The following is a 21,489-nucleotide window of genomic DNA, read 5'->3' on the forward strand; positions in this document are numbered from 1 at the left end:
GTTCACCCCGAACGGCGTCTATGCCGTCGTCTTGCTCTCCGAGTCACTCGGGCGGAGGCCGCAGGCCGCCGATGCCCCCGGGTGTGATGACGCCGTGTTCCCCGAAGCCGCTTTCTGCCCGCGGAATGACGTTTCCTCCGCCGGAGCAGCCGCTTTCCGCCCGGCTTGCGCCTGGCCTTGAGCGGAAGCTTTCTCAGCGGCCTTCGCCTTAATTTGAGCTTGCGCCGTCTCCCGGACTTGCGGAGCTTGCGGGAGAGCGCCCGCGTCCGCGTTCGCGAGCTTCTCAGCGCTTCTCCCAGCGGGAGTAAGTCCAGTTCGCTGTCCGGCAGCTCCACGACACGCTCCGGCGTATAACCCCTCTGACGCAGTGCCGCCTGGGAAGCAAACGGGAATCTCCGGCCGTGGGCAATGAGATAGACTCTCGGCCCCGAGCCCTTGGCCAGCAGTATCGCCGGCCGATTGCCGGCCGAAGGAGGCGTATGCCGGATCTCGGGGCCGGTAGGCAGCGCATAGAGCCACGCATCGGGCACGACCCGCACCTCCTCCCAGCGGTACCGGTAGAACCGCATCGTTTCTTCCGTCGCGAAAGGCCGCTTCATCCCTGACTCCAGAAGAAAAACAGCTGCGCTGCGCTCGCCCTTGTACAGCCAGCCCGGGTCCAAATCCCTGCCGGGGCTGGCCGCTCGGCCGACGCTTCTCTGCTTGCTCTCGTCATAGAACCGCTCCGCCAGAGGTCTCAGCCGCCGACGATACGCTTCGATGCCATAAGCGGCCTCAAGCGAGGCTCGGCCCGCCTGTCTGCGCCCCTCCGCTCCGGCTGCGTCCGAGTCGAGCAGCTCCAGGACCCGGTCGGCCAGCCCGGCGGCATCGCCCTTATCCGCCAGCCAAGCGCCGTGACCGACGGCCAGCATGATCTCTTCAAGCCCGCCTGCCCGGTAGGCGACGACATCTGCGCCGAACAACAGCCCCTCGGCAGCCGTCAAGCCGAAGCCCTCGTCAATCAGACTCGGCACCACGAGCATATCCAGAGCGGGAAACAGCCGTTCGATACGGGGCTCGAAGCTTCGCCATTGAAACCTTGCTCCGCAGCCGGTCGCCCGGATTTGATTCGAACAACGGGTAAAATACGCTTCATCCGTCACATTGCCGACGATCAGAAACCGGGTATGAGGCCGTCTCAACGCCACCTCAGCCGCCATCGTCACGAAGTGCTCAAGTCCCTTCTCCTCATGCAGACTGGAGGAAATATACCCGATCAGCCGCTCTCCGGCGCGGATACCCAGCTCCAGCCGTCTGAGTTCGCGATGATAAGGCCATTCCTCCGGACGAAGCTCCTCCAGCCGCCAGGTCGGCGGAAGCAGATGAGCCTTGGCCCCCGCGGCCTGAGAGTGCATTCGGATCGGACGAAGCGTCGTTTCCGAGATGCCGACGATCCAGTCGGCATAGCTGTTCATCAGGCTAACGGTCTGCGAGGTCCAGGCGTTTTCCGTTATTTTCTCCGTCACAAACCAGGCCACCGGCACTCCCGCCACGCGAGCCGCAGCGGCAGGGAATACATTCAGGCAAGTATTCACCACCACCAGATCGGGCTGATGCATGTGAAGCAGGTTCACGAGCCTCTCATGCTCCCCGCGGTCCAGCCTGGCCTCCACCTCCTGCCGAAGATCGGGGCCCGGATTAAACATCTGCCAGACGAGGGGCACCTCATGAATGACCGTACGGATACCGGCCGCCTCCGCCTCCTGCGCAAGCAGCCCGGATTCCGGAGCGACCAGCGTGCATTCGGCGTACTGCCCCAGTTCCCGGGCAAGCAACAGCAAATATTTTTCAGCGCCAGTGATCATCTGATTTCCACTCACATGTGAAAAAAGCATGATTTTCATAGGAATCGCCCGATGCCCCATCCGCTTGACGCGGTCGACACGACGCTCACCTCCGCTTTCAAGTACTAAGCCCCTGCTCCGCTATGAACCTTGTGCATATGCGCAGTTCCTAGGTCCATACAATATATTAGCGGGACAACTGTAGCGGCACGTCATTTAGCCCCCGTCCATTCGTACAATTTGGCCGGGGGTATGGAAAAAATAGGGTAAAAGGGGGAGGGATAAGACGGAGGAAAGAGGCTGCAAGCAGACAGAATGAGATCATGGATGCATGGTGATCTCCTATAAGAAAATGCGCTTCTATGTTTCCATGCTCGGCGTGTGAGCGAAGCCATGGATGCGCACCATCTGCTGAGCAAGACAGGTTGCCTTAGCAAACGACACGGCGCGCGGTTAAAGGATGGGATGTGGGCGGAAAAATGCACAAAATGCACTCGGCAGGCGGGCAGGAGATGGGTTGTGGGTGGAAAAATGTACAAAATGCACTCGGCAGGCGGGCAGGAGATGGGTTGTGGGTGGAAAAACGTACAAAATGCACTCGGCGGACGGACAGAAGTTGGGATGTGGGCGGAAAAACGTACAAAATGCACTCGGCGGGCGGGCAGAAGTTGGGATGTGGGCGGAAAAACGTACAAAAGGCACTCGGCAGGCGGGCAGGAGATGGGATGTGGGCGAAAAAACGTACAAAATGCACTCGGCGGGCGGGCAGGAGATGGAATGGGCGGAAAAACGTACAAAATGCACTCGGCGGGCGGGCAGGAGATGGGGTGTGGGCGGAAAACCGCACAAAAGGCACTCGGCGCGAGGTTAAAAGATGGGAGGTGAGCGAAAAACCGTACAAAATGCACTCGGACGGCGGGCAAAGGACGGGAGGTGGGCGAAAAACCGTACAAAATACACTCGGCGGGCGGGCAGAAGATGGGAGGTGGGCGGAAAACCGCACAAAATGCACTCGGACGGCGGGCAAAGGATGGGAAGGTGGGCGAAAAACCGCACAAAATGCACTCGGCGCGCGGTTAAAAGATGGGATGTGAGCGGAATGTCTGTTAAACACTATGAGAGATTGTGAAGCATTAATATATGCAGCGAATATCGTGAGAGGTATGCGGGCGGAAGCAGCAGCTGGGTGGCTGCGCGGGCTGTAACGGCATTGGCTGACCCTTAAAGCCACTTCTCCCAGATATTTCCATTCTTACGAAATTCGGCGGCGCAGGAATGGGCGATTGAGCGACGAACAGTCGGACGAGATGATGGCGTGGAACTGTAAACGGAATTCAGCGACCCTAGACAGGCAGAATGAACGAAAATGGGACCGTTTCGTCTTATAAGGAACTCCTAGCTGTCTCCGTTGCCCTCAGGACAGCTTGTCCCACACCGCTTCATCCCAAGAAGATGTCCTTGGCCTATGCGCACTCCTCCTTGCGTCCGCCATGGCAGCCCGGTTGACGGGATCGGTCTGACGAAGCTGGAAATCGAGCTTCCGGGTGCCGCCGGCAAACTAGAATCGAAGCGGCCGCCCGGCTAAAATACAAAAAGCGACATAAGCGCTCTGCCATCCAGCCGTCGCTTAGCCTGATTACAGCGCAGAAGCGGCTGGTCGTCATACCAGACCGAGGAGGCTTTCCCCGGCAGGCACTCTCGGCTAGCGCGGGGGGCGGGCCGGGCAGACTTCGCTCAGCTCACGCGCCAGCCCGCTCTCCGCTCGCAGCGCCGAGCTGCGGCCGCAGTCTACGCTTTCGGCTCACGCGCCAGACCGCCTTCCCTGCACGCAGCCCGCTCTCCGCTCACACGCCGAGCTGGGGCTGCGGACATCGCTCTCGGACACCGTGCGCCGGGCTAACCCGGCGGCGGCTGTCCGTCCTTGATGCCCTGCTCCATCCCTACGCTGAACGCTTCGTTATAGGCCTGATTGAACGCTTCGTTGTAGGCTTGCGCATACGACCGGCCTCTAACGCGGCTTCCGCCGACGCGGACGGCCGGATGCCGCCGGCGCCGCCTTAGGGCTCTCGCCCCGGCACGTCTGGGCGCGCCCTTCCGCGGCCCTGCCGCCCTTCCTCCTGCTCTCCTGCCCGCAGCGGCGGGCCTGCGTTTGATTTTTGCGGCGCGCGAGCCGGCCGCTGGGCGTTTGGACCGTACGCTGCGTGTTTTTCTTTTTTTCATCCCCGACACCTCCTTCAAGCATACGCATCTCTATAAGATATGCAGGAAGTCCGCCCGGCGCCCGGGGATAGCCGCCTAATTTATCCGAGAAGCAGCCGCATCATCTGGGCCATACGATGGGAATACGTGTGCTCCGACATCGTGCGGCGCAGCGCACCGAGCGCGATCGCCCGGCGGGCCTCTTCATGGGCCAGGTAAAAGTCGATCTTTTCCTTAAGCTCCTCTGTCGAAGAGTAAGTGACGATCTCCTGATCGGGCGTATAGAAACGGGGCAGGTCCCCGCGCATATCGGTCAGCTGAAGCGTGCCGCAGCCTGCGATTTCGAAAGTCCGCGGATTCGGAGAAACAGCGCCGATCAGTCTGCTGTTATTGTTGAAGCTTTCGTCATCGACCGAGCGGTGCAGATTGATCGAAATTTTCATCCCGTTGTAGTAGGTGGCCGTTTCCTCCGCTTCCATCCATTTGTTCAGCTCGATTTTGTCGCTCAGCAGCCGGTAAGACTTCAGCCGGTCCCACCAGAGGCCGGATATATACGTGTGGCGTTTGGCAAGGAAAGGAGCGATCTGATCGAAGAAATGCGCCCGGTTCCAGTAGGCCGAGCCGATAAATCCGACATCGTACCGGTAGTGAAGCGGAATCGGCTTCGGACGGAATATGCTCGGATTGGCGGCGAACGGCAGGTAGTGTACCTGTGCGCTTCCGTTGCTCCGGTACAGCTCGACGCATTCCAGCTCCAGCGTAAATACCGCATCGTAGTGCAGCGTCATCGGCAGCGTCATATCCGTGTAATAGGGATCGTCCGTCAGCCAGACGGCGGTGCGGACGCCGAGCGAGCGGATGAGGTCGATCCGGTCGACCTCCACATTCAGGCCGTCCAATACGATCACGTAATCCGGCTTGATCTGCTCGGCCGCCGCTACGATATCCTGTACCGGTGTGAGCACGATAAGCTCTCTGACCAGCTCGCGAAGCGCTTCGATGATCGAAGCGTCCAGCGGCGAATAGGGGAAGCCCTTGCCCGACGTAATGTACAGGATGCGAGCATCCCACCAGCCTTGCGACCGGATCGGCGACTGCCGCATCACCGCCTCGCAGCGGCCGTAATAATAGCCGTAATTCATACCAAGCTGGTAGCCATGCTCCCTTCCTTCGCGACGGCCGAGGGCAGCCCCCGAGATCCGTTGATGCGCCGTTATCCCTGGCATTCCTGTTCCTCCTCTTCGTAATTAGGTTTCATAGCCCAGCAGCCCGAGCAGCTGGCCGATTCGGCTGACGAAGGAATGCTCCGTCATGGTGCGGCGCAGTCCGTTAAAGGCGATCGTTCTCCGGATATCCTCATGCTTCAGATAATAATCTATCTTGGCGATGAGCTCTTCGGGACTCCCGAACACATCCAGATCGACCCCGGGCGTATAGTAGCGGGGCAAGTCTTGCCGCATGTCCGTCAGCTGCAGGGTGCCGCAAGCGGAAATTTCATATGTCCGCGGATTGACCGACATGGCCGGTATCCGCAGCGCATTGCGGTTATCCGTCTCATGGTCGGGCCCCCGGTGCAGGTTGATGACCAGCTTGGCGCCGCTGTAGTACAAGACGGATTCCTCGACGGGTATCCAGCCCGAGCGGACGAACCGCCGGACCATCCGGTAGTTGGACATGCGCTCCCACAAGCCTCCTCCGATAAAGACGCGCTTTCCCTGCAAATAAGGAGCAAGCCTGTCGAAGAAAGCTACCCGATTCCAGAAGGCCATGCCGATAAAGCAAATATCGCTGCGGTAATCGGGCGGCACCGGCATCGGACGGAAAAGCCCGGTGTCGGCAGCCAGCGGCAAATACCGGACCTGCGGGCATCCGGCTTGCTCGTAGAAGGGCACGCAGCTCTGCTCATGCGTGATCACCATATCGTAGCGCAGCGCGATGTCCGCCGTATAGTTCGTAAAGTACGGGTCGTCGGCGAACCAGATCACCGTCCGGATTCCGAGGCCGCGCACCCGGTCCACCTGCTCCAGATGGTCGGTGGGGAATACATGAAGACCGTTGAGCACAATCATCACATCCGGCCGGTGTTCCGCAGCCAGCTCTGCCATTCGCTCGGGCGTCCCTACTACAAGTTCCCGCACGCGGCTCTCCAGCCCTCCGGCGATCCCATGATCAAGCGCCTGGAAGCCCTGCGGGATGAATAACACTTTCAGCTCCAGGCGATTTCCCGGCTCCGGCTGTACGGTGCGGGCCCTGACTGCCTCGCAGCGGCCGTAGTGATACCCGCGCTCATAACCTGCGGCGCGCCCTTCCTTCCAGGCGGTTCGCCTGCCCTGCTTTACTACTCGCCCTACTACTCGCCTTACTACTCGCCTAGCCACTCGCTTTGCTGACCGCTTTGCTAATCGTAAGCGCCGTTTGTTAGCCTTCACCCCTCATCCTCTCCCCAGCGAAATGTGATCGTCCCATCGAGACCGGCGCCTGATCCCGTCCACCCGACTCCATCGAGCCCGGACTTCATCGGATCAGTCCTCCCCGGCCGCTCTCCGGCGGGGAGTCCCAGTCGACATGTATGAAGTGCTCCAGAGCGGACTTCCAGTCGCGCATGCGCGGAAGCCTCGCCCGGCGCAGCGCCAGATCCGTCAGGGCCGAGTTCGCCGGCCGCGGAGCAGGCAGAACAAACTCGTCGGAGCGCGCCGGCCGGATACGGACATCCCTGCGGCCGGCGGCCGCCAGGATCGCCTCGGCGAACGTGTATCGGGAGCAGAAGCCCCGATTGGACACATGGTATAGGCCATAAGCGTTCGTCTCCAGCAGACGCCCGATGCAAACGGCCAGATCCACCGTATAGGTCGGGGAGCCGTATTGATCGTCTACGACGGTCAGCTCCCGCTTGTTGCTTGCGGCCGCCAAAATTTTCGTCACAAAATTGCTGCCGTCTCTGCCATACAGCCAGGAGGTCCTAACGATAAAGTGGCGGGCGTTCAACTCGCGGGTCAACTGCTCGCCGGCAAGCTTGGAGCGGCCGTATACCCCGAGCGGCTGAGTACAATCATTTTCCTTGTAGGGTTCGCCCTTCTCGCCGTCGAACACGTAGTCTGTGCTGACATACACGATGGCCGCGCCGACCAGCTCGGCGTACATCGCAGCATGGCCCGCTCCGACTGCATTGACCCGGAACGCCAGCTCCGGCTCCGACTCGGCCCGGTCCACTTGCGTATAGGCCGCCGCATAGATGACGGCGTCGGGAGCGATGGACAGGATGCGCTCGCGCATCGCGGCTTCGTCGGTCACATCCAGCTGCTGTCGGGTAAACGCATAGCAGGTATGAGCGGGCTCCAGCACACGGACCAGATCGCGGCCGAGCTGGCCTCCCGCTCCGGTAATCAGCAGCTTCATTCCCCTTCCTCCTTATGCGGCCAGCGGCTCCACCAGTCCGTATGGCTTACATACCAGGCGACTGTCTGCTTGATCCCGCTTTCGAATGCATACTGCGGCGTCCAGCCCAGCTCGCGCTTGATCTTGGACGCATCGATCGCATACCGGCGGTCATGGCCAAGACGGTCGGGCACGAAGCGGATCAGCGACTCCGGCTTGCCCAGCTCGGCAAGCACCGTGCGAACTACCTCCAGATTGGTCCGCTCGTTGCTGCCGCCGATATTGTATACCTCTCCGGGTATTCCGCGCTCTATTGCCAGTTCGATGGCGGCGCAGTGATCCTCCACATGCAGCCAATCGCGCACGTTGCGGCCATCCCCGTACACAGGGATCGTCTCCCCCCTCAGCGCCCGTGTGAGAATAGTCGGCACCAGCTTCTCAGGATGCTGATACGGACCGTAATTATTGGAGCAGCGGGTGATGACGACCGGCAGGCCGAAAGTCTCGTAATACGCGCGAGCGATGAAGTCGGAGCCGGCCTTGCTGGCGGAATACGGACTGTTCGGAGCAAGCGGCGTCGTCTCTGAAAAATATCCTTCGCTGCCCAGCGACCCGTACACCTCGTCGGTCGAGACATGCACGAATTTCCGCACCCCGCTGCGCCTCGATTCCTCCAGCAGACATTGGGTGCCCATCACATTCGTGCGGATGAATGCCTGCGGATCGGCGATGCTGCGGTCGACATGCGACTCCGCCGCAAAATGCGCGACCGCTTCGATAGACTCTTCGGCGAACAGCCTCCGGACCAGCGCCTGATCTGCAATATCCCCCTTGACGAATCGGAAGTTCGGCAGACTGGAGACAGACGCCACATTGTCCGGATTGCCGGCATAGGTCAGAGCGTCGAGGGCGATAATTCTGTCCGCCGGATGCCGCCGCATCCAGTGCAGCACGAAGTTGCTGCCGATAAAACCCATAGCGCCCGTTACCAGCAGTGCAGTCATCATGTCTCCTCCTTCATCAGCCGCATGCCCGCTTCCAGAAGCGACCGGTGCGTCCCGGCATCGGTCCACCACCCCGGGAGCAGGCTGTAATCCAGCAGTCCTTTTGCGGCATAGGCATTGTTGACATCGGTAATCTCCAGCTCTCCCCGGTCCGAGGGCCGCAGCGTGCGTATAATCCCGAATACGCTGTAGTCGTACAAATATGCGCCAGTCACGGCGTAAGAAGATGGCGGCTGCTCGGGCTTCTCTACGATTCGGACGATCCGCCCGTCAGCTATCTCGGCTACCCCGTACCTGCGGGGGTCATCGACTTCCTTCAAAAACACATGCGCTCCCTTGCTCCCCGCCTCGAAGGCTCGCACAGCCTCCTTCAGCGAATCCCCGAATAAATTATCTCCAAGCAGCACCATCAGCTTGTCGCCCGGATGCACGCAGGCTTCCGCCAGTCCAAGCGCCTGGGCGATCCCTCCCGCTTCCTCCTGTACGCTGAAGCTTACCTGCAAGCCCCAGCTCCGGCCGCTTCCGATATATTCGGCGTACAGGCCGGCGGACTGCTTGCCCGTGACAAGGATGACCTCCTTGATGCCGGCCTCAGCCATTTGAACCAGGCCATAGTGGATCATCGGGTATTTGCCGACAGGCAGCAAATGCTTATTGACGATACCTGTGAGCGGACGCAGCCGAGTGCCCGTTCCGCCCGCCAGTATAATCCCTTTCATTTGCGCGTCTCCCTTCCTATCCCTGATATGTGATCGACCTATAGTCATGCTGGTATGATATGCACCCTCCCCGCATGTCTAGTGGACGAATACCATGAATGCCGGAAAATTGGCTCCCGCCCGCGCCTCTCCGGGCTCGCCTAAGCCAATCCGCCGTAGGCCACATAGTATGAGGAAGCGCAATGAAATCAAGCTTCAGGAGAGGAAGAGAGATCCGATATGAAACTAATTGTGACAGGAGGAGCCGGATTTATCGGCTCCCATCTGGTCGACGCTCTGACGGCCCGAGGCGCGGAGGTCCATGTCATCGACAATCTGTACGCGGGCAAGCTTGAATATGTAAATCGTCAGGCTGTGCTGCATCAATACGATGTGGAAAGTGCGGAAGCGCGGGAACAAGTCGTCCGGTTGAAGCCCGATCTGGTGTTTCATCTGGCGGCCCAGGCGGATGTGCAGCAATCCGTGCAAGCCCCCGGCTACGACGCCCGGGTCAATGTGCTCGGCACGCTGAACATGCTGGAGGCTTGCCGGGAAGCCGGCGTGCGTAAGCTGGTGTTTGCATCCACCTCCGGCGTATACGGCGATTTGGCCAAGGATCGGATCGAGGAGGACGACCCGGCTGCTCCCATCTCCTTCTATGCGCTCTCCAAGCTGGCCGGCGAGCAGTACATCCGGTTATTCCACCGCATGTTCGGCTTGTCCTACACGATACTCCGGTATGGCAACGTATACGGTCCGCGTCAGCAGGCCAAGGGAGAAGGAGGCGTCGTCGCCCTGTTCACCGACAAGCTCCGGCAGGGCTTGCCCGTTCGCATATTCGGCGATGGCGAGCAAACCCGCGACTTCATCTTCGTGAAGGATATCGTGGAAGCCAATCTGGCTTGCATCGGCCAGGGCGACCAGCAGACATTTCATGCCAGCACCGGCCGGCCCGTCACCGTGAACACCCTGGTTCGAGAACTTGAGCGGCTCAGCGGAACCCCGTTGGCGGCTGATTATTTGCCTCCCCGCCAGGGAGATATCCGGCACAGCTGTCTAGATAACCGCAAGCTTACAAGCATGCTTGGCTGGCAGCCTGCCTATGACATCGTCTCGGGATTGCGCGAAACCTATGAGTACGTCCAGCAAAGAAGCACTCGCTAAGCGGCTAAGCTAAGCCCTCTCCACCAATTGTACGCCTGCGAGCAGCGCATCCCAGATATGGCTCTGACCCTCCCAAACATCATGGGAGGGCAGCGCCATCACCGTCGTATGCTCAAGCCCCAAATAGACCTCCTGCCAAACCGTCGTCAACTGATAATTAATCAGCAGCACATGATACGTATGAGCCACGATCTCGTTTAGGACTTGCTGCAGCTCGATCGCTTCCTGATACGAGCCTCCTATGCGCACAAACAAAATACGGCGGCTGTTCGCGAACTTATCCAGCGTCCGCGCGATCCGCCTATCCAGCGTTTCTCTGAACTCGGGATACGTCGCCAGATGTTCCGGCGTATTCAATTCCGAGGGAAAGTGATGGGCAGCCGTGATCCGGTACGACGTATCCTCAACCATCAGATTGCTTCCTCCGCTATCGTATCCCGCCGGCTGCAGGCGCTCTCTTGCCATAAAGTCCGAGAATCGGTTGCGCAGCAGCCGGTTCACCTCCGACAGGTAAGGAGAGATCATCCAGTCCAGCACGCCCGCGTAGGGGCGCAGTCCCCGCTTCTCCAGCTCGATGGAGGGAAGACAATGTCCGCCAAGACTGAATACAGCATCATAAACCCCATGGGCCCTTAGTTTCATCCGGTTATCCTCCTCATATTGGACATGCCTTGAGTCAGGCAAACAGGAATTTCTGACAATCGGCCGAATCCGCTTCTTCCGCAAGCGGGGAAGGGGGGAATCGGTCTCCGGACCGATTGCACTCTAGCGCAGCGACACACCCTTGAACATTTGCTCCCAATAGGGATCGCTGGCATAATTCCACAAATCGGCTGAGGGGATTTCTACAACGCACACATGATTAAGCCCCCACTCTATCTCAGTCAGCCCCGTCACACCCGTATAATTGACGATCAGCAGCGTAAAATCATGAGCCACGATGCTGCGCAGTATGGCCTGAAGCTCGCGCACTTCTTCATAGGCGCCCAGAAGGCGCACGAATAAGATACGCTGACTGCTTCCCGCTTTCTCGTAAAAGCGCGCGATCCGCCGATTCAGCTTCTCCTTGAATTCCCCGTAGGTAGCCAGATGCTGCTCCGTATTTTTCGACAAAGGAAAGTCGTGAACGGAGATGACATTATTGTGCAGGTCTTTGACCATATAGCTTTTATATCCGGCCGACATCACCTGCAGGTCGGACCACTCCATAAAATGGCCGAACCTTGTAAGCAGCAGCCGATTCACATCGGCAAGCGTATCCGACATCATCCAGTCCAGCACGCCCGCAAACGGGCGCAGCCCGTTTTTTTCCAATTGGATAGCCGGCGTGCAATTTTGTCCCAGACTAAATACTGCGTCATAGGTTCCGGCAAGCTCGGAAAGCCTCATCGCCCACTCCTCCTCAAACTGATTTCCTGTCCTTCGTAATATGTAATGCGCGGGAAGCCCCGAAGGTTTGGACCCGAGGGCCGCCCCCCGGCAAAATGAGGCGCGTGTCCAATCCTCTCCTCGCTCACTTTCATATACTGGGAGAAAACGCAAGTGTTGGAGGGATTCCTGCCCATGGCTTTGTTCTATTTAATGTCGGATGTGCATATGCCGATCGACTCCCGGTACGTCCAGTCCTATCATCTTTATATCCAGAACTTCGGGGACAGGAGCTTTGACCTGCTCGTCCAATCCGCCAGCCCCGACCGGATGCTGCTGCTCGGACTGCAGCGCATGTATGCGGCCGGGATGCCCGCTTCGACTTACACGGCCCACAGCATCTTTACCGGCTATCAACCGTTCCATCTGCAGATCGCGACCAATATCCGCAATAAAAACTCCCTCGGCATTATGCTGGAGTTCCTCCAAGGCGATACCGTGGTCGCGCGCGTCACCCACGAGCATTCCGAGCTGAACAAGCTCGATTAGACAGGAAGAGGGAGCGTTATGAAGATTCTCTTTGTGTTCTACGTGCCGAGCGGCGGCGTTGAAACCTTGAACCGGCAGCGCTGCCAGGCTTTGCGGCCCTATGGGGTGGAAGGCCATTGTCTGTATTACAGAACCGGCTCGGGGGTGCAAAACTTCGGCCGGCATCCCAGCTTCGTCACCGATGACGACGCTCAGATCGGCATGCTGCTTCGAGAGCATGCCTACGGAGCCGTCGTCGTCGTTTCGGATTATTGGACGCTGCCGAGATTCCGCCGGCTGGGTTACACCGGGCCGCTTATTCTGGAGATTCAAGGGCTCGGATCTCCCGCTGCCGCCAGGGAAGAGCTGACCCGGGCGCTGCCGCATATTACGGGGCATGCCGCAGCCTTGCTTCATCCGAGAACCCCCCATATCGCGGGCCTGTTCGACGAGTTGTACCCGCATATCCCGAAATTTCAGTTCAACAACTGCCTGAATACAGCCGAATTCTCCTATCAGCCCGGCTTCCGGTCCGCCCAGCCCATATTGGGCTGGCTGGGACGTCTTGAGGATAATAAAAACTGGCGGGAGTTTCTGCATATCGGCCATCTCCTGATTCATGGGCATACGCCTTCCTTGCGGCTGTGGATGTTCGAGGATGCCGAGCTCTCCAGCCCCGAGGAGCGCAGGGCGTTCCAGCAGCTCGTGGGCGAATACGGTCTGTCGGACAACCTGACGCTCTACTCCAATATTCCTCATGCCCAGATGCCGACCTATTTCTCCGCTATCGGAGATTCGGGCGGCCTGCTCTGCTCCACCTCCAAAAGCGAGGGCGCTCCGTACGCGCTGCTGGAAGCTATGAGCTGCCGCTGTCCCGTCGTCTCCTCCGATGCGGACGGCGTGCTGCAGGCCATCCTGCACAACCGGACCGGGAAGCTTTACCGTCTCGGAGATGTCCTGCATGCCGTGAACGAGATCGCCGAGCTGCTGAACGACGCGGAGCTGCGCGAGCGCATCCGCACCACAGCGCTTTTGCATGTGCAAACCAGCTTCTCGCCCGATGAGTACGCCCGGCAATTCATCGGCATGCTGGCAGCTCTGCATCTCACACCCCCTCAAAGGAGAGATTAGCATGAGTTCCTACACCGTGATCAGCGAAGCAAGACCAGACAGTCATTCCCTGCCTATGAAAGTCGGGGAGGCGGAGCTTCCGCTCACTACCGTTTTATTGACGAACCTGCTGCCCGGTCAGCGGGTCTCCGTGGAGGCCAGCATCGTCTGGCACAATGCCGTGCCCAATATGGATATCGGCGAGCTCGAGCTGTTCATCCGCGATACCGGGATTCATGGCCAGCTGCTGGCCAGCGGACAAGAGTCCTGCTATCTGAGCGGCGAAGCCGAGCTTGATTTCGAAGAGACGATTGGCTCAGACACGGCCCGCGTCTATGCGCTGACGGTCCGCTCCTCCGACGAACGGGCGATTATCGTCGGACCGGTCGTCCTCAAGGCAACCGTCCGGGCGTGAAAATAGCCGCTTGTCCTCTGACGAATATCCGGTTCCAACCCGCCGGTTTCTACATGTAATGATCCTGTAAGACAAGCGACTTTTAACGAAGGAGTGGATCATATTGGCTACACTGATTGACTTTCAGTCCAACGATGCCCTGAGAGGAAACGGCTCCCTCCCCTTTGCTCTCAGCTCAGGCAATGAGGTGCCGCTTGCAACGATCTCTCTCTCCAGTCTGAGCCTGTCGAACCGTCTTGTATTCGCAGGCACCGTTTGCTGGCAGCCCGATCTGGCCCTGCTGACGCCAGTGCTGCCAACACTGACGCTTCGCATCCGGCAAGGCGGCTTCGCGCCAAACTCCCCGACCATTTATGAAACCAGCGATTCGGCCTTCATCGGGACAGGGATTCTCATTCCGCTGATTTCGAATCCGGTGACAACGACGTTCGAGCATACGCTCAGCCCTACGGCAGTCGGTCCTCAATCCTACTTCCTGACCGTAACTCTCAGCAACGTGGGCAGCGCGTCCATCGTCGGCCCCGTGCATCTGAGAGGCATGACGATCGGCGCCTGACGGATGCCGGTATCCGATTTCGAAAAAAGAACCCAATTCCCGCAGCAAGCGGAAATGGGTTCCTTTTTTTTGGCGTGCGGCGCCCCGGAAGTGCCGCTATCTTTGCAGAGCCTGCAATATCTCGTAATCCGGAAGCGTGTAGCCCTCCGGCAATGATTCATAAATGCGCGTCCACACCTCATAATCCACTCTCAGCTCCGGGGAGGAGATTTGCACGGCGAACAACCGGTTGTACAAATCGCCGCATATATGGGTCAGATTCATGCGTATCCCTCTCTTTTCTTGTTAAGAATCGCTTGCTCATATACGTTCAGCAGCCTCTCCATCATCAGGTCCATGGACCAGTGCCGGGCTCCCCAGCTGGCCGCTGCGGCTCCCATCTTCCGGCGCAAACGATCATTTTCCAGCAGCTTCTCCAGATGAAACGCCAGCGTGCCCGTATCCCCTACCCTGGAGACGAAGCCTGTTACGCCGTGCTCCACCATCTCCGGCAGTCCTCCCGCATCGGACACAACGGACGGCTTGCCGCACAACTGCGCTTCCATGACGGAGAATGGCTGGTTATCCTGTACGCTCGGATGCGCGAAAATATCGGATAGCTGCAGCAAGGCAGGCACATCGGTCCGATGACCGAGAAATTTCACGTCGTTGCTTATCCCGAGGGCCATAGCCTGCTGCTCCAGCTCATGCCGCAGATGCCCGTCCCCGACGATCCAGCACTCCCAATCCGTCCGATGTCTCAGCTTGCCCAGCGCTTCGATCAGGTACGCGATGCCTTTGATGTACACGAGACGGGAAGGGCAGATGATGACCTTCTTCCCGGCTCCCGGCCGGATCGGCGTACCCTCTCTGCAGATGTTCCAGAACTTTTCCGCATCCAGTCCGTACTGGAAGGTCTGAATATGCCCCTCCGGAATGGCGAAATCATGGACAAGAATCCGCTTCATCCACTGCGTGGAAGTCAAGGTCACATCGCTGGACAGCGCCCCCCAGTGCTCCAGGGATTCGTAATACTTCCACATGTCGCTTTCCCTGTACGCTTCTCCGGCATCCTTGGCGACCGCAAGCTGCACCTCGCGGGCAAGCGAGCCGTGAATATTGGCGACAAGCGGCGTCGATGCCGGCTTCACCCGCTTCAAAGCCCGGGTTGAGATGACGTCCTGCGTATGAATAACATCATACTTGCCCAAGCCGAAGTAAGCGGCAGCCAGCTCCATGCAGTAGCGGTCCGTCTCTACAGTCCGGATCCAGTCGTTGACATGAAGCAGCGGGGCTGTGTACGGATTCAGCTTGGCATGCAGCAAGGGCAATAGCGTCTCTTTGAGTATTTCCCTGTTCTCATACAGAATGTGGTATTTCGGTATGTCGGGACCGTTGCCCATAATGTCGACGGAATGTCCCTTGCGCTCCAAGTTCTCCTTGATCTGTTTCATATAAGGCCAGACGCCTCCAAGATGAGGGAGCGGCCAATAGGTTGCCAGCAAAATATTCACAAATTTCTTCCCTCCCATATCGCCATTCCCCTCGCCCCTTGCCCTAAGCCCTCCGGCGGTTCGCGGCAAAGTCTCAGTAGTATAGTGTATGGGCAGCCGGGAGCCGGGGGCACGACCAATGCCCCTTGCCCGTTTAACTTTTTTTGGAGCATGCCGGCCGGGGCCCGGCCTTGCCGCATCCTCCCATTTCCAGAAAGGCCTGCGGACAGCGTGAAAACATCCGCCGAGACGCTCGGGGACGTTTCACTTTGCTGAGCTCTGATCAGTCCGCACGCGTCGCAGGCTCCCCGATCGCGATCCAGTTCATCTCTCCTTGCAAATATGCCGAATACTTGCTCCGCACGATCGTAAGAATGGCGCCATCCTCCAGCTTCTCCTTGACTGACGCATAGCAATTCGGATCGGTAGCGGTCGATACGAGTACATAATTCCTGTTGCGGAATGCGGCATCGAAGGTGATCAGCACCTCCGACTGATCTTCGTCGGCCCCCATCTGGAACGGCGCAACACCGAACTGCTGGATGGCGGGCAGCGGCGAAACCGCAGTAATGGCGCTGCGTCCATGGACGGCAGCCGGCTCCGATTGCTGTGGGGCGGCATCAGCTGGTTCGGGCTGAACGGGCGGGACGTCCAGTTGCTGCTCCTCTTCTTCCTCCGCCTGCCCGCTATTATCTGCCGAAATTTCTGTTTGTTCGGAAAGCTCGGATGCTGCCGTTATGTCTGCGTCGTGCTCCAGCGCCCCTTCCAGCTGCTCTTCAAATGAGTTTTCAAATGAATTTTCAAGCGAATCCTCAAGCGACTCTTCAGGCAAATTCTCAAGAGGGCCCTGAAGCGACTCCTCAATCGGCTGCGGCCTGCCGGCCGACGCTTGGATGCGCTCCGTCAGCAGCGCCTGGATGGAAGGCTCCAGATGAATCAGCGAGATGCTGCCAGGCAGCAGATGGTAACCGGAGATCGACTCCTGCTTAATGTGAAGGCTATCAATCGCATCGAAGTCAAGATGTTCCCCCCTCACGGACAGCGGGGCAAGCTTGCTAGCCGTCACGGCTTCATCCGCCAATTTGTCGGCGGTTACCGCTGCGTCGGCAAGCTTTTCGACTGTTACCGATTCGTACGCCAGCTTAACGCCCGTCACCGCTCCATACGCCAGCTTATTGCTTGTCACCGCTTCGTCGGCGAGCTTAACGGGCGTTACCGCTCCATACGCCAGCTTATTGCTCGTGACGGCTTCGTCCGCCAGTTTGTCGACCGTCACCGCTTCATCTTCCAGCTTAACGCCCGTCACCGCTCCGTACGCCAGCTTATTGCTTGTCACCGCTTCGTCGGCGAGCTTAACGCCCGTTACCGCTCCATACGCCAGCTTATTGCTCGTGACGGCTTCATCCGCCAGTTTGTCGGCCGTCACCGCTTCATCTTCGAGCTTGTCGACCGTCACCGCACCGTCTGCCAGCTTGTCGGTCGTCACCGCTTCGTGCGCCAGCTTGTCGGCCGTCACCGCTTCATTTGCCAGCTTGTCGCTCGTCACATCTTCGTTCGCCAGCTTATCGGTCGTCACCGCTTCATTCGCCAGCTTATCGCTCGTTACGGCTTCATTCGCCAGCTTATCGCTCGTCACGGCTTCATCAGCCAACTTATCGACCGTCACGGCGTTGTACCCCAGCTTATCGGTCGTCACCGCTTCGTCGGCAAGCTTGACGTCCGTCACGGCTCCGGCTGCCAGCTTGCCGTTCGTCACCGCTTCGTCCGTCAGCTTGTCGGTCGTTACCGCTGCTGCAGCCAGCTTGTCGGCCGTCACCGCCTCATGCGCCAGTTTGTCGTTCGTCACGGCTTCATATGCCAGCTTGTCGACCGTCACGGCTTCGTACCCCAGCTTGTCGGTCGTCACCGCTTCGTATGCCAGCTTATCGCCCGTCACCGCTCCGTCCGCCAGCTTGTCGCTTGTCACAGCTTCGTTCGCGAGCTTGTCGACTGTTACCGCTTCATACGCCAGCTTATCGCCCGTCACGGCTTCATAACCCAGCTTAACGCCCGTCACCGCTCCGTCGGCCAGCCTGTCGACCGTCACAGCTTCAGCCGCCAGCTTATCGCTTGTCACCGCTTCGTCGGCAAGCTTAACGCCCGTCACCGCTCCGTCAGCCAGCTTATCGCTCGTCACGACTTCGTACCCCAGCTTATCGCTCGTCACGGCTTCAAGCGCCAGCTTATCGCCCGTCACCGCTCCGTACGCCAGCTTGTCGGCCGTCACCGCTCCGCCAGCCAGCTTTTCGACCGTCACGGCTTCGTCCGCCAGCTTGTCGCTCGTCACCGCTTCGTCCGCCAGCTTAACGCCCGTCACGGCTCCATACGCCAGATTATCGGCCGTTACAGCTTCGTACGCCAGCTTGTCGGCCGTCACCGCTCCGTCTGTCAGCTTATCGGTCGTGACTGCTCCCTCTGCGAGTTTAACGCCCGTCACCGCTTCGTCCGCCAGCTTATCGCTTGTCACGGCTTCGTCCGCCAGCTTAACGTTCGTTACCGCACCTTCCGCCAGTCTATTGCTCGTAACCGCTTCGTACGCCAGCTTGTCGGCCGTGACTGCTCCTTCAGCCAGTTTAACGCCCGTGACCGCGCCTTCCGCGAGCTTGTCGCTCAACACCGCTCCGTCCGCCAGCTTGTCGGCCGTGACCGCTCCGCCCGCCAGCTTGTCGCCCGTCACCGCATCGTCCGCCAGCTTGGCGCCCGTCACCGCTCCATTCTCAAGCTTGTCGCGCGAGACCGCCCCGGCAGCCAAATGCAGCCCGGCAATCGTCTCCGCTCCGATGTGCATGGGCTGGATAGCGCCTGCGGCCAAATGCTCGGAGAGCACGGCCGCCTTGCCGAGCTTCTCCGCAGTTACGCTGGCATGGGCAATCTTGGCCGTAGTGACGGCCAGATTCGTCAGCTTGTCGGTCGAAACGGACTCGCTGGATATTTTTACTGTGGTAACGCTGTGATTGGCCAAATGCGACGTCAGCACTGCCGACTCATGCACATGCTGCGAAAGGACGGAGCCAGGTGCCAGCTTGTCGGAGGTCACCGACCGCTCCGCTAGCTTTTCCGTCGTCACACTTCGTTCCCTCAGATGCTCGGCGGCGATCGCTTTGACTTCCAGATGAGAGCTAAGCACACTTTTATCGGCCAGATGCTCCGCTGTGACCGCCGAACGGGAGAGATGCTCGGCATATACGGATTGCTTGGCGAGCTTCTTGGCCGTCACCGAGCGCTCCGCCAGCTTTTCTTGCGTCACCGACTGCTCGGCGAGCTGAAGGGACTGAACGCTGCCTGCCGCAAGCTTGTCGCTCGTCACCGCACGAGGCGACAGGTGCTGGGTTTCAACCGAGCCGTGGGACAGATGCTTCCCTTCGACGGCCTCTTCCTGCAGATGCGGCCCCTGAACCGCGCCGGGAGCAAGCTTAGCGGCATTTACCGCTGCATCCTTCAGATGCTCCCGCATCACAGCCTGCTCCGACAGGTGGGAGGCTTCGATCTGGCCTTGTGCCAGGTGCCCGCTGCGGATCAATCCGCTCGACAAATGTTCGGTCATGATTGCGCCCTGCTTGATCCGCTGCGAGGACACGCTTCTCGCCGCCAGCTTCTCCTCCGTCACAGCCCCGTCGGCCAGCTTGGTGCTTCCGATTCCGCCGTCTGCCAGCTTGGCGGCTGTGACCGAATGATCGCGCAGCTTCTCCGTCGTGACGGCATGATCCGCCAGCTTGGAGGTGTTAACCGCCCCATTGGCCAGGTTGGTCGTTTGCACGGCTCCGCTTTTGATTTTATCCGTCGTTACCGCCTGACTCTGCAGCAGCTCTCCTGTGATCGCTTCCTCGGCCAGATGCTTCGTATGAATGGAAGACTCGGCGATCTTCATCGCGTCTATCGTCTTGTCAGCCAGCTTCTCCGAAGTGATGCTGTGGTCCTGTATTTTATCTGCCGTAATCGCCGCCTGCTGGATCTTGTCAGTCGTAACAGAGCCGCTCGCGAGATGCTCCGCAGTGACAACCCGTCCGGCCAGCTTCTGGCCGGTAACGCTTTGAGCCGCCAGCTTGCTGGCATCGATGATATAATCCGCCAGGTTATCGCGCTGAATGGTCCCCCTGCGGATACGGCTTCCGTCCACGGCATAGCGCGCGATCTTCTCTCCCGTCACCGCTTCGTCAGCCAGATCGTCCGTATAGACGATGAAACCCGCCTTCGCCTTCTCTACCGCTGCCTCTGCATGTCTGTATATATATTCCTTTTCCTCCAATAGATCTTCCTCTTCAGCGACTCTGCTGATATTGGCTTCTTCGTCTATCGAATAGCGTCCCGCCTCCTCAGCGGGCGTCTCCTCAAGCCAGCGCAGCTCGTTGACCAGGGGGCGAATTCGCTTCGGCTGAAGCAATCCGGAAGTTCCGGTTTTCCGGCGACGGTTCTCCTTTTTCATGGGTGTTCCTCCTAATTGACAATTGACATCCAATCATAGGGTAGCATATGCATTCACCCATTTCCTGGTTAGCTGTCCCGGTAAAATTAGGCGGTTCCATGCGCGGCAAATCCGCTGAATACAAGGAGGCTGCGCCGTTCAGCGCTCGCTAATGAACAGTTCCAGCCAGCGTCCGGCCGTACAATCCCATGTGAAACACTCAGCCACCCGCTGCGCGCTGCTCTCGCCATAACAACGCGCCCGCTCCTCATCGAGCAGCAGCGCCGCTATACGGTCCGACAGCTCGGGAACGATGGCCGCCGGGTCCACGGTGTAGCCCGTGATTCCGTCCAATACGATCTCAGGCATCCCCCCGGCCCGCGTGGCTACAACCGGTACGCCCGCTGCCATCGCCTCAACATTCACCAACCCGAACGCTTCATGCCGGGCGGAAGGAACGGCCAGCACATCTCCCAGCCGGAACCATTCGTCCACCTGGTGATGCGGAACATAAGGAACAAACCTGACATGCGGTTGGAGCTTGGCCGCCATCCTTCTCAAGCGCCGCACGTAAGGAGTCGTTCGCTTGGAGCCATAGAAAGCGCTGCCGACCACGACCAAAGTCGCCTCCGGCACCCGCCGGATAATATCCGGCATCGCGGCCAGCAGATGATGCACGCCTTTGATCGGAATAAGCCGGCCGACATACAGAATGATCTTGCGCCCTTCCAGCCCCTGCTGCGCCGCGAAGGCTTGCCGTCTGACCGCTCCCTCCGGCGTCCACCGCGATATAAACCGCTCTTTGTCCACACCCAGATGATTGACCGTTATGCGATCCGCGATCTCCGGAACCCGCCGAATCAGCTCCTCGCACAAGTAGCGGCTGTTCACAATGACCCGGTCGACCGCCCGCAAACAGCGGCGAAGCTCCCTTCGGCCCATGTGGGGGCGGGAGACGAAGGTCACGGAATGAAGCGACAGCCACACTTTGGCCCCCGGATGCCGACGCTTCAGCACGCGGGCGAATCTCGGACGGTTCTCCACCTGGATGACGCGCGGGCGAAAGCTTCTCAGCCGCCGGCTGACCGAGCGGATGTACGACCGAGGAGAAGGCGCCGGCACCCTCCTGTAGCAGACTCCTCCACACAGCTCCCGGGATCGCTGGCGTTTGCCGCGGCGTCCGAATACCGCCAGCTTCACTCGTCCATGCAGACGGCGGGCCACCTCGGCCGTAACAAGCTCAACGGAGCTGCTGGTCCCCGAAGGAATGGGAAAAGTGCCTGGCGTGACCACCACAGCGTCCCAACGACGTTTCATCGCTTACTCCTCCTTCATG

Annotated in this window: 18 protein-coding genes; 5 read left to right on the forward strand and 13 right to left on the reverse strand. The window is 59.3% G+C overall.

Translation table 11 applies throughout. The features are described from left to right. Positions 1 to 2: 2 nt before the first annotated feature. From BLR08_RS14495 to BLR08_RS14530, 7 genes are all read right to left on the reverse strand, one after another. On the reverse strand, positions 3 to 1,844 hold the full coding sequence (locus BLR08_RS14495) for a glycosyltransferase family 4 protein (protein ID WP_176835522.1): 1,842 nt from the start codon (positions 1,842 to 1,844) through the stop codon (positions 3 to 5). Positions 1,845 to 3,719: 1,875 nt separating this feature from the next. Continuing rightward, a complete protein-coding gene (locus BLR08_RS14505; RefSeq protein WP_072330536.1) occupies positions 3,720 to 4,043 on the reverse strand; it encodes a hypothetical protein in 324 nt (107 codons plus the stop codon). Between the two features lie 80 nt (positions 4,044 to 4,123). Beyond that, positions 4,124 to 5,248: a glycosyltransferase family protein gene (locus BLR08_RS14510; protein ID WP_072330534.1), complete on the reverse strand. Its 1,125-nt coding sequence runs from the start codon at positions 5,246 to 5,248 to the stop codon at positions 4,124 to 4,126. A gap of 21 nt (positions 5,249 to 5,269) precedes the next feature. Next, positions 5,270 to 6,400 (reverse strand): CgeB family protein, encoded by a 1,131-nt coding sequence (locus tag BLR08_RS14515; RefSeq protein WP_072330532.1) that lies wholly within the window; start codon positions 6,398 to 6,400, stop codon positions 5,270 to 5,272. 136 nt (positions 6,401 to 6,536) lie between these two features. Beyond that, a complete protein-coding gene (gene rfbD / locus BLR08_RS14520) occupies positions 6,537 to 7,418 on the reverse strand; it encodes a dTDP-4-dehydrorhamnose reductase (protein WP_072330530.1) in 882 nt (293 codons plus the stop codon). Further along, positions 7,415 to 8,401, reverse strand: coding sequence for a dTDP-glucose 4,6-dehydratase (rfbB, locus tag BLR08_RS14525; RefSeq protein ID WP_072330528.1), 987 nt, complete (start codon positions 8,399 to 8,401; stop codon positions 7,415 to 7,417). Before rfbB ends, rfbD begins: the two co-directional genes overlap by 4 nt. Then, complete coding sequence (locus tag BLR08_RS14530) at positions 8,401 to 9,120, reverse strand: sugar phosphate nucleotidyltransferase (RefSeq protein ID WP_072330526.1); 720 nt, start codon at positions 9,118 to 9,120, stop codon at positions 8,401 to 8,403. Before BLR08_RS14530 ends, rfbB begins: the two co-directional genes overlap by 1 nt. A 219-nt stretch (positions 9,121 to 9,339) precedes the next feature. Between BLR08_RS14530 and BLR08_RS14535 the strand changes: the two genes are divergently transcribed. Further along, a complete protein-coding gene (locus BLR08_RS14535; RefSeq protein ID WP_072330524.1) occupies positions 9,340 to 10,263 on the forward strand; it encodes an NAD-dependent epimerase/dehydratase family protein in 924 nt (307 codons plus the stop codon). A gap of 9 nt (positions 10,264 to 10,272) precedes the next feature. Here the strand turns inward: BLR08_RS14535 and BLR08_RS14540 are convergent, their stop codons facing one another. Both BLR08_RS14540 and BLR08_RS14545 read right to left on the reverse strand, forming a co-directional pair. Further along, complete coding sequence (locus BLR08_RS14540; protein ID WP_072330522.1) at positions 10,273 to 10,905, reverse strand: DUF1796 family putative cysteine peptidase; 633 nt, start codon at positions 10,903 to 10,905, stop codon at positions 10,273 to 10,275. Positions 10,906 to 11,028: 123 nt separating this feature from the next. Further along, positions 11,029 to 11,652: a DUF1796 family putative cysteine peptidase gene (locus tag BLR08_RS14545; RefSeq protein WP_072330520.1), complete on the reverse strand. Its 624-nt coding sequence runs from the start codon at positions 11,650 to 11,652 to the stop codon at positions 11,029 to 11,031. A gap of 153 nt (positions 11,653 to 11,805) precedes the next feature. Here BLR08_RS14545 and BLR08_RS14550 point away from each other — a divergent pair, with 153 nt between their 5' ends. The 4 genes from BLR08_RS14550 to BLR08_RS14565 all read left to right on the forward strand — a co-directional run bounded on the left by BLR08_RS14550 (position 11,806) and on the right by BLR08_RS14565 (position 14,240). Further along, the gene (locus tag BLR08_RS14550; RefSeq protein WP_143014382.1) at positions 11,806 to 12,180 is read left to right on the forward strand and encodes a hypothetical protein; all 375 of its coding nucleotides are present in this window, start codon (positions 11,806 to 11,808) and stop codon (positions 12,178 to 12,180) included. Positions 12,181 to 12,198: 18 nt separating this feature from the next. Continuing rightward, positions 12,199 to 13,290, forward strand: a complete 1,092-nt coding sequence (locus BLR08_RS14555) for a glycosyltransferase family 4 protein (protein WP_072330516.1) — start codon at positions 12,199 to 12,201, stop codon at positions 13,288 to 13,290. 1 nt (position 13,291) lies between these two features. Next, on the forward strand, positions 13,292 to 13,684 hold the full coding sequence (locus BLR08_RS14560; protein WP_072330514.1) for a hypothetical protein: 393 nt from the start codon (positions 13,292 to 13,294) through the stop codon (positions 13,682 to 13,684). Positions 13,685 to 13,787: 103 nt separating this feature from the next. Continuing rightward, positions 13,788 to 14,240 carry a hypothetical protein gene (locus tag BLR08_RS14565; RefSeq protein WP_072330512.1) on the forward strand — a complete coding sequence of 151 codons (453 nt, stop codon included), beginning with the start codon at positions 13,788 to 13,790 and terminating at the stop codon, positions 14,238 to 14,240. 96 nt (positions 14,241 to 14,336) lie between these two features. Here BLR08_RS14565 and BLR08_RS31145 read toward each other — a convergent pair whose 3' ends face one another. From BLR08_RS31145 to BLR08_RS14580, 4 genes are all read right to left on the reverse strand, one after another. Then, positions 14,337 to 14,504: a hypothetical protein gene (locus BLR08_RS31145; protein ID WP_176835513.1), complete on the reverse strand. Its 168-nt coding sequence runs from the start codon at positions 14,502 to 14,504 to the stop codon at positions 14,337 to 14,339. Then, a complete protein-coding gene (locus BLR08_RS14570; protein WP_072330914.1) occupies positions 14,501 to 15,733 on the reverse strand; it encodes a glycosyltransferase family 4 protein in 1,233 nt (410 codons plus the stop codon). The genes BLR08_RS31145 and BLR08_RS14570 overlap by 4 nt, the downstream gene beginning before the upstream one ends. Before the next feature lie 262 nt (positions 15,734 to 15,995). After that, positions 15,996 to 20,174, reverse strand: coding sequence for a WIAG-tail domain (locus tag BLR08_RS14575; RefSeq protein WP_090586172.1), 4,179 nt, complete (start codon positions 20,172 to 20,174; stop codon positions 15,996 to 15,998). A 138-nt stretch (positions 20,175 to 20,312) separates the two neighbouring features. Next, positions 20,313 to 21,470 (reverse strand): glycosyltransferase family 4 protein, encoded by a 1,158-nt coding sequence (locus BLR08_RS14580; RefSeq protein ID WP_072330508.1) that lies wholly within the window; start codon positions 21,468 to 21,470, stop codon positions 20,313 to 20,315. Positions 21,471 to 21,489 lie beyond the last annotated feature (19 nt).

Origin of the sequence: Paenibacillus sp. cl123 (genome assembly GCF_900101595.1) — a bacterium.
In the GTDB taxonomy this organism is placed as follows: Bacteria; Bacillota; Bacilli; order Paenibacillales; family NBRC-103111; genus Paenibacillus_G.

Excerpts from the sequence above, each read along its gene's own strand:
- BLR08_RS14495 (WP_176835522.1), bottom strand. The coding sequence starts at position 1,844 with ATGATCACTGGCGCTGAAAAATATTTGCTGTTGCTTGCCCGGGAACTG.
- BLR08_RS14505 (WP_072330536.1), bottom strand. The coding sequence starts at position 4,043 with ATGAAAAAAAGAAAAACACGCAGCGTACGGTCCAAACGCCCAGCGGCC.
- BLR08_RS14510 (WP_072330534.1), bottom strand. The coding sequence starts at position 5,248 with ATGCCAGGGATAACGGCGCATCAACGGATCTCGGGGGCTGCCCTCGGC.
- rfbD (WP_072330530.1), bottom strand. The coding sequence starts at position 7,418 with ATGAAGCTGCTGATTACCGGAGCGGGAGGCCAGCTCGGCCGCGATCTG.
- rfbB (WP_072330528.1), bottom strand. The coding sequence starts at position 8,401 with ATGACTGCACTGCTGGTAACGGGCGCTATGGGTTTTATCGGCAGCAAC.
- BLR08_RS14530 (WP_072330526.1), bottom strand. The coding sequence starts at position 9,120 with ATGAAAGGGATTATACTGGCGGGCGGAACGGGCACTCGGCTGCGTCCG.
- BLR08_RS14535 (WP_072330524.1), top strand. The coding sequence starts at position 9,340 with ATGAAACTAATTGTGACAGGAGGAGCCGGATTTATCGGCTCCCATCTG.
- BLR08_RS14540 (WP_072330522.1), bottom strand. The coding sequence starts at position 10,905 with ATGAAACTAAGGGCCCATGGGGTTTATGATGCTGTATTCAGTCTTGGC.
- BLR08_RS14545 (WP_072330520.1), bottom strand. The coding sequence starts at position 11,652 with ATGAGGCTTTCCGAGCTTGCCGGAACCTATGACGCAGTATTTAGTCTG.
- BLR08_RS14555 (WP_072330516.1), top strand. The coding sequence starts at position 12,199 with ATGAAGATTCTCTTTGTGTTCTACGTGCCGAGCGGCGGCGTTGAAACC.
- BLR08_RS14560 (WP_072330514.1), top strand. The coding sequence starts at position 13,292 with ATGAGTTCCTACACCGTGATCAGCGAAGCAAGACCAGACAGTCATTCC.
- BLR08_RS31145 (WP_176835513.1), bottom strand. The coding sequence starts at position 14,504 with ATGAATCTGACCCATATATGCGGCGATTTGTACAACCGGTTGTTCGCC.
- BLR08_RS14575 (WP_090586172.1), bottom strand. The coding sequence starts at position 20,174 with ATGAAAAAGGAGAACCGTCGCCGGAAAACCGGAACTTCCGGATTGCTT.
- BLR08_RS14580 (WP_072330508.1), bottom strand. The coding sequence starts at position 21,470 with ATGAAACGTCGTTGGGACGCTGTGGTGGTCACGCCAGGCACTTTTCCC.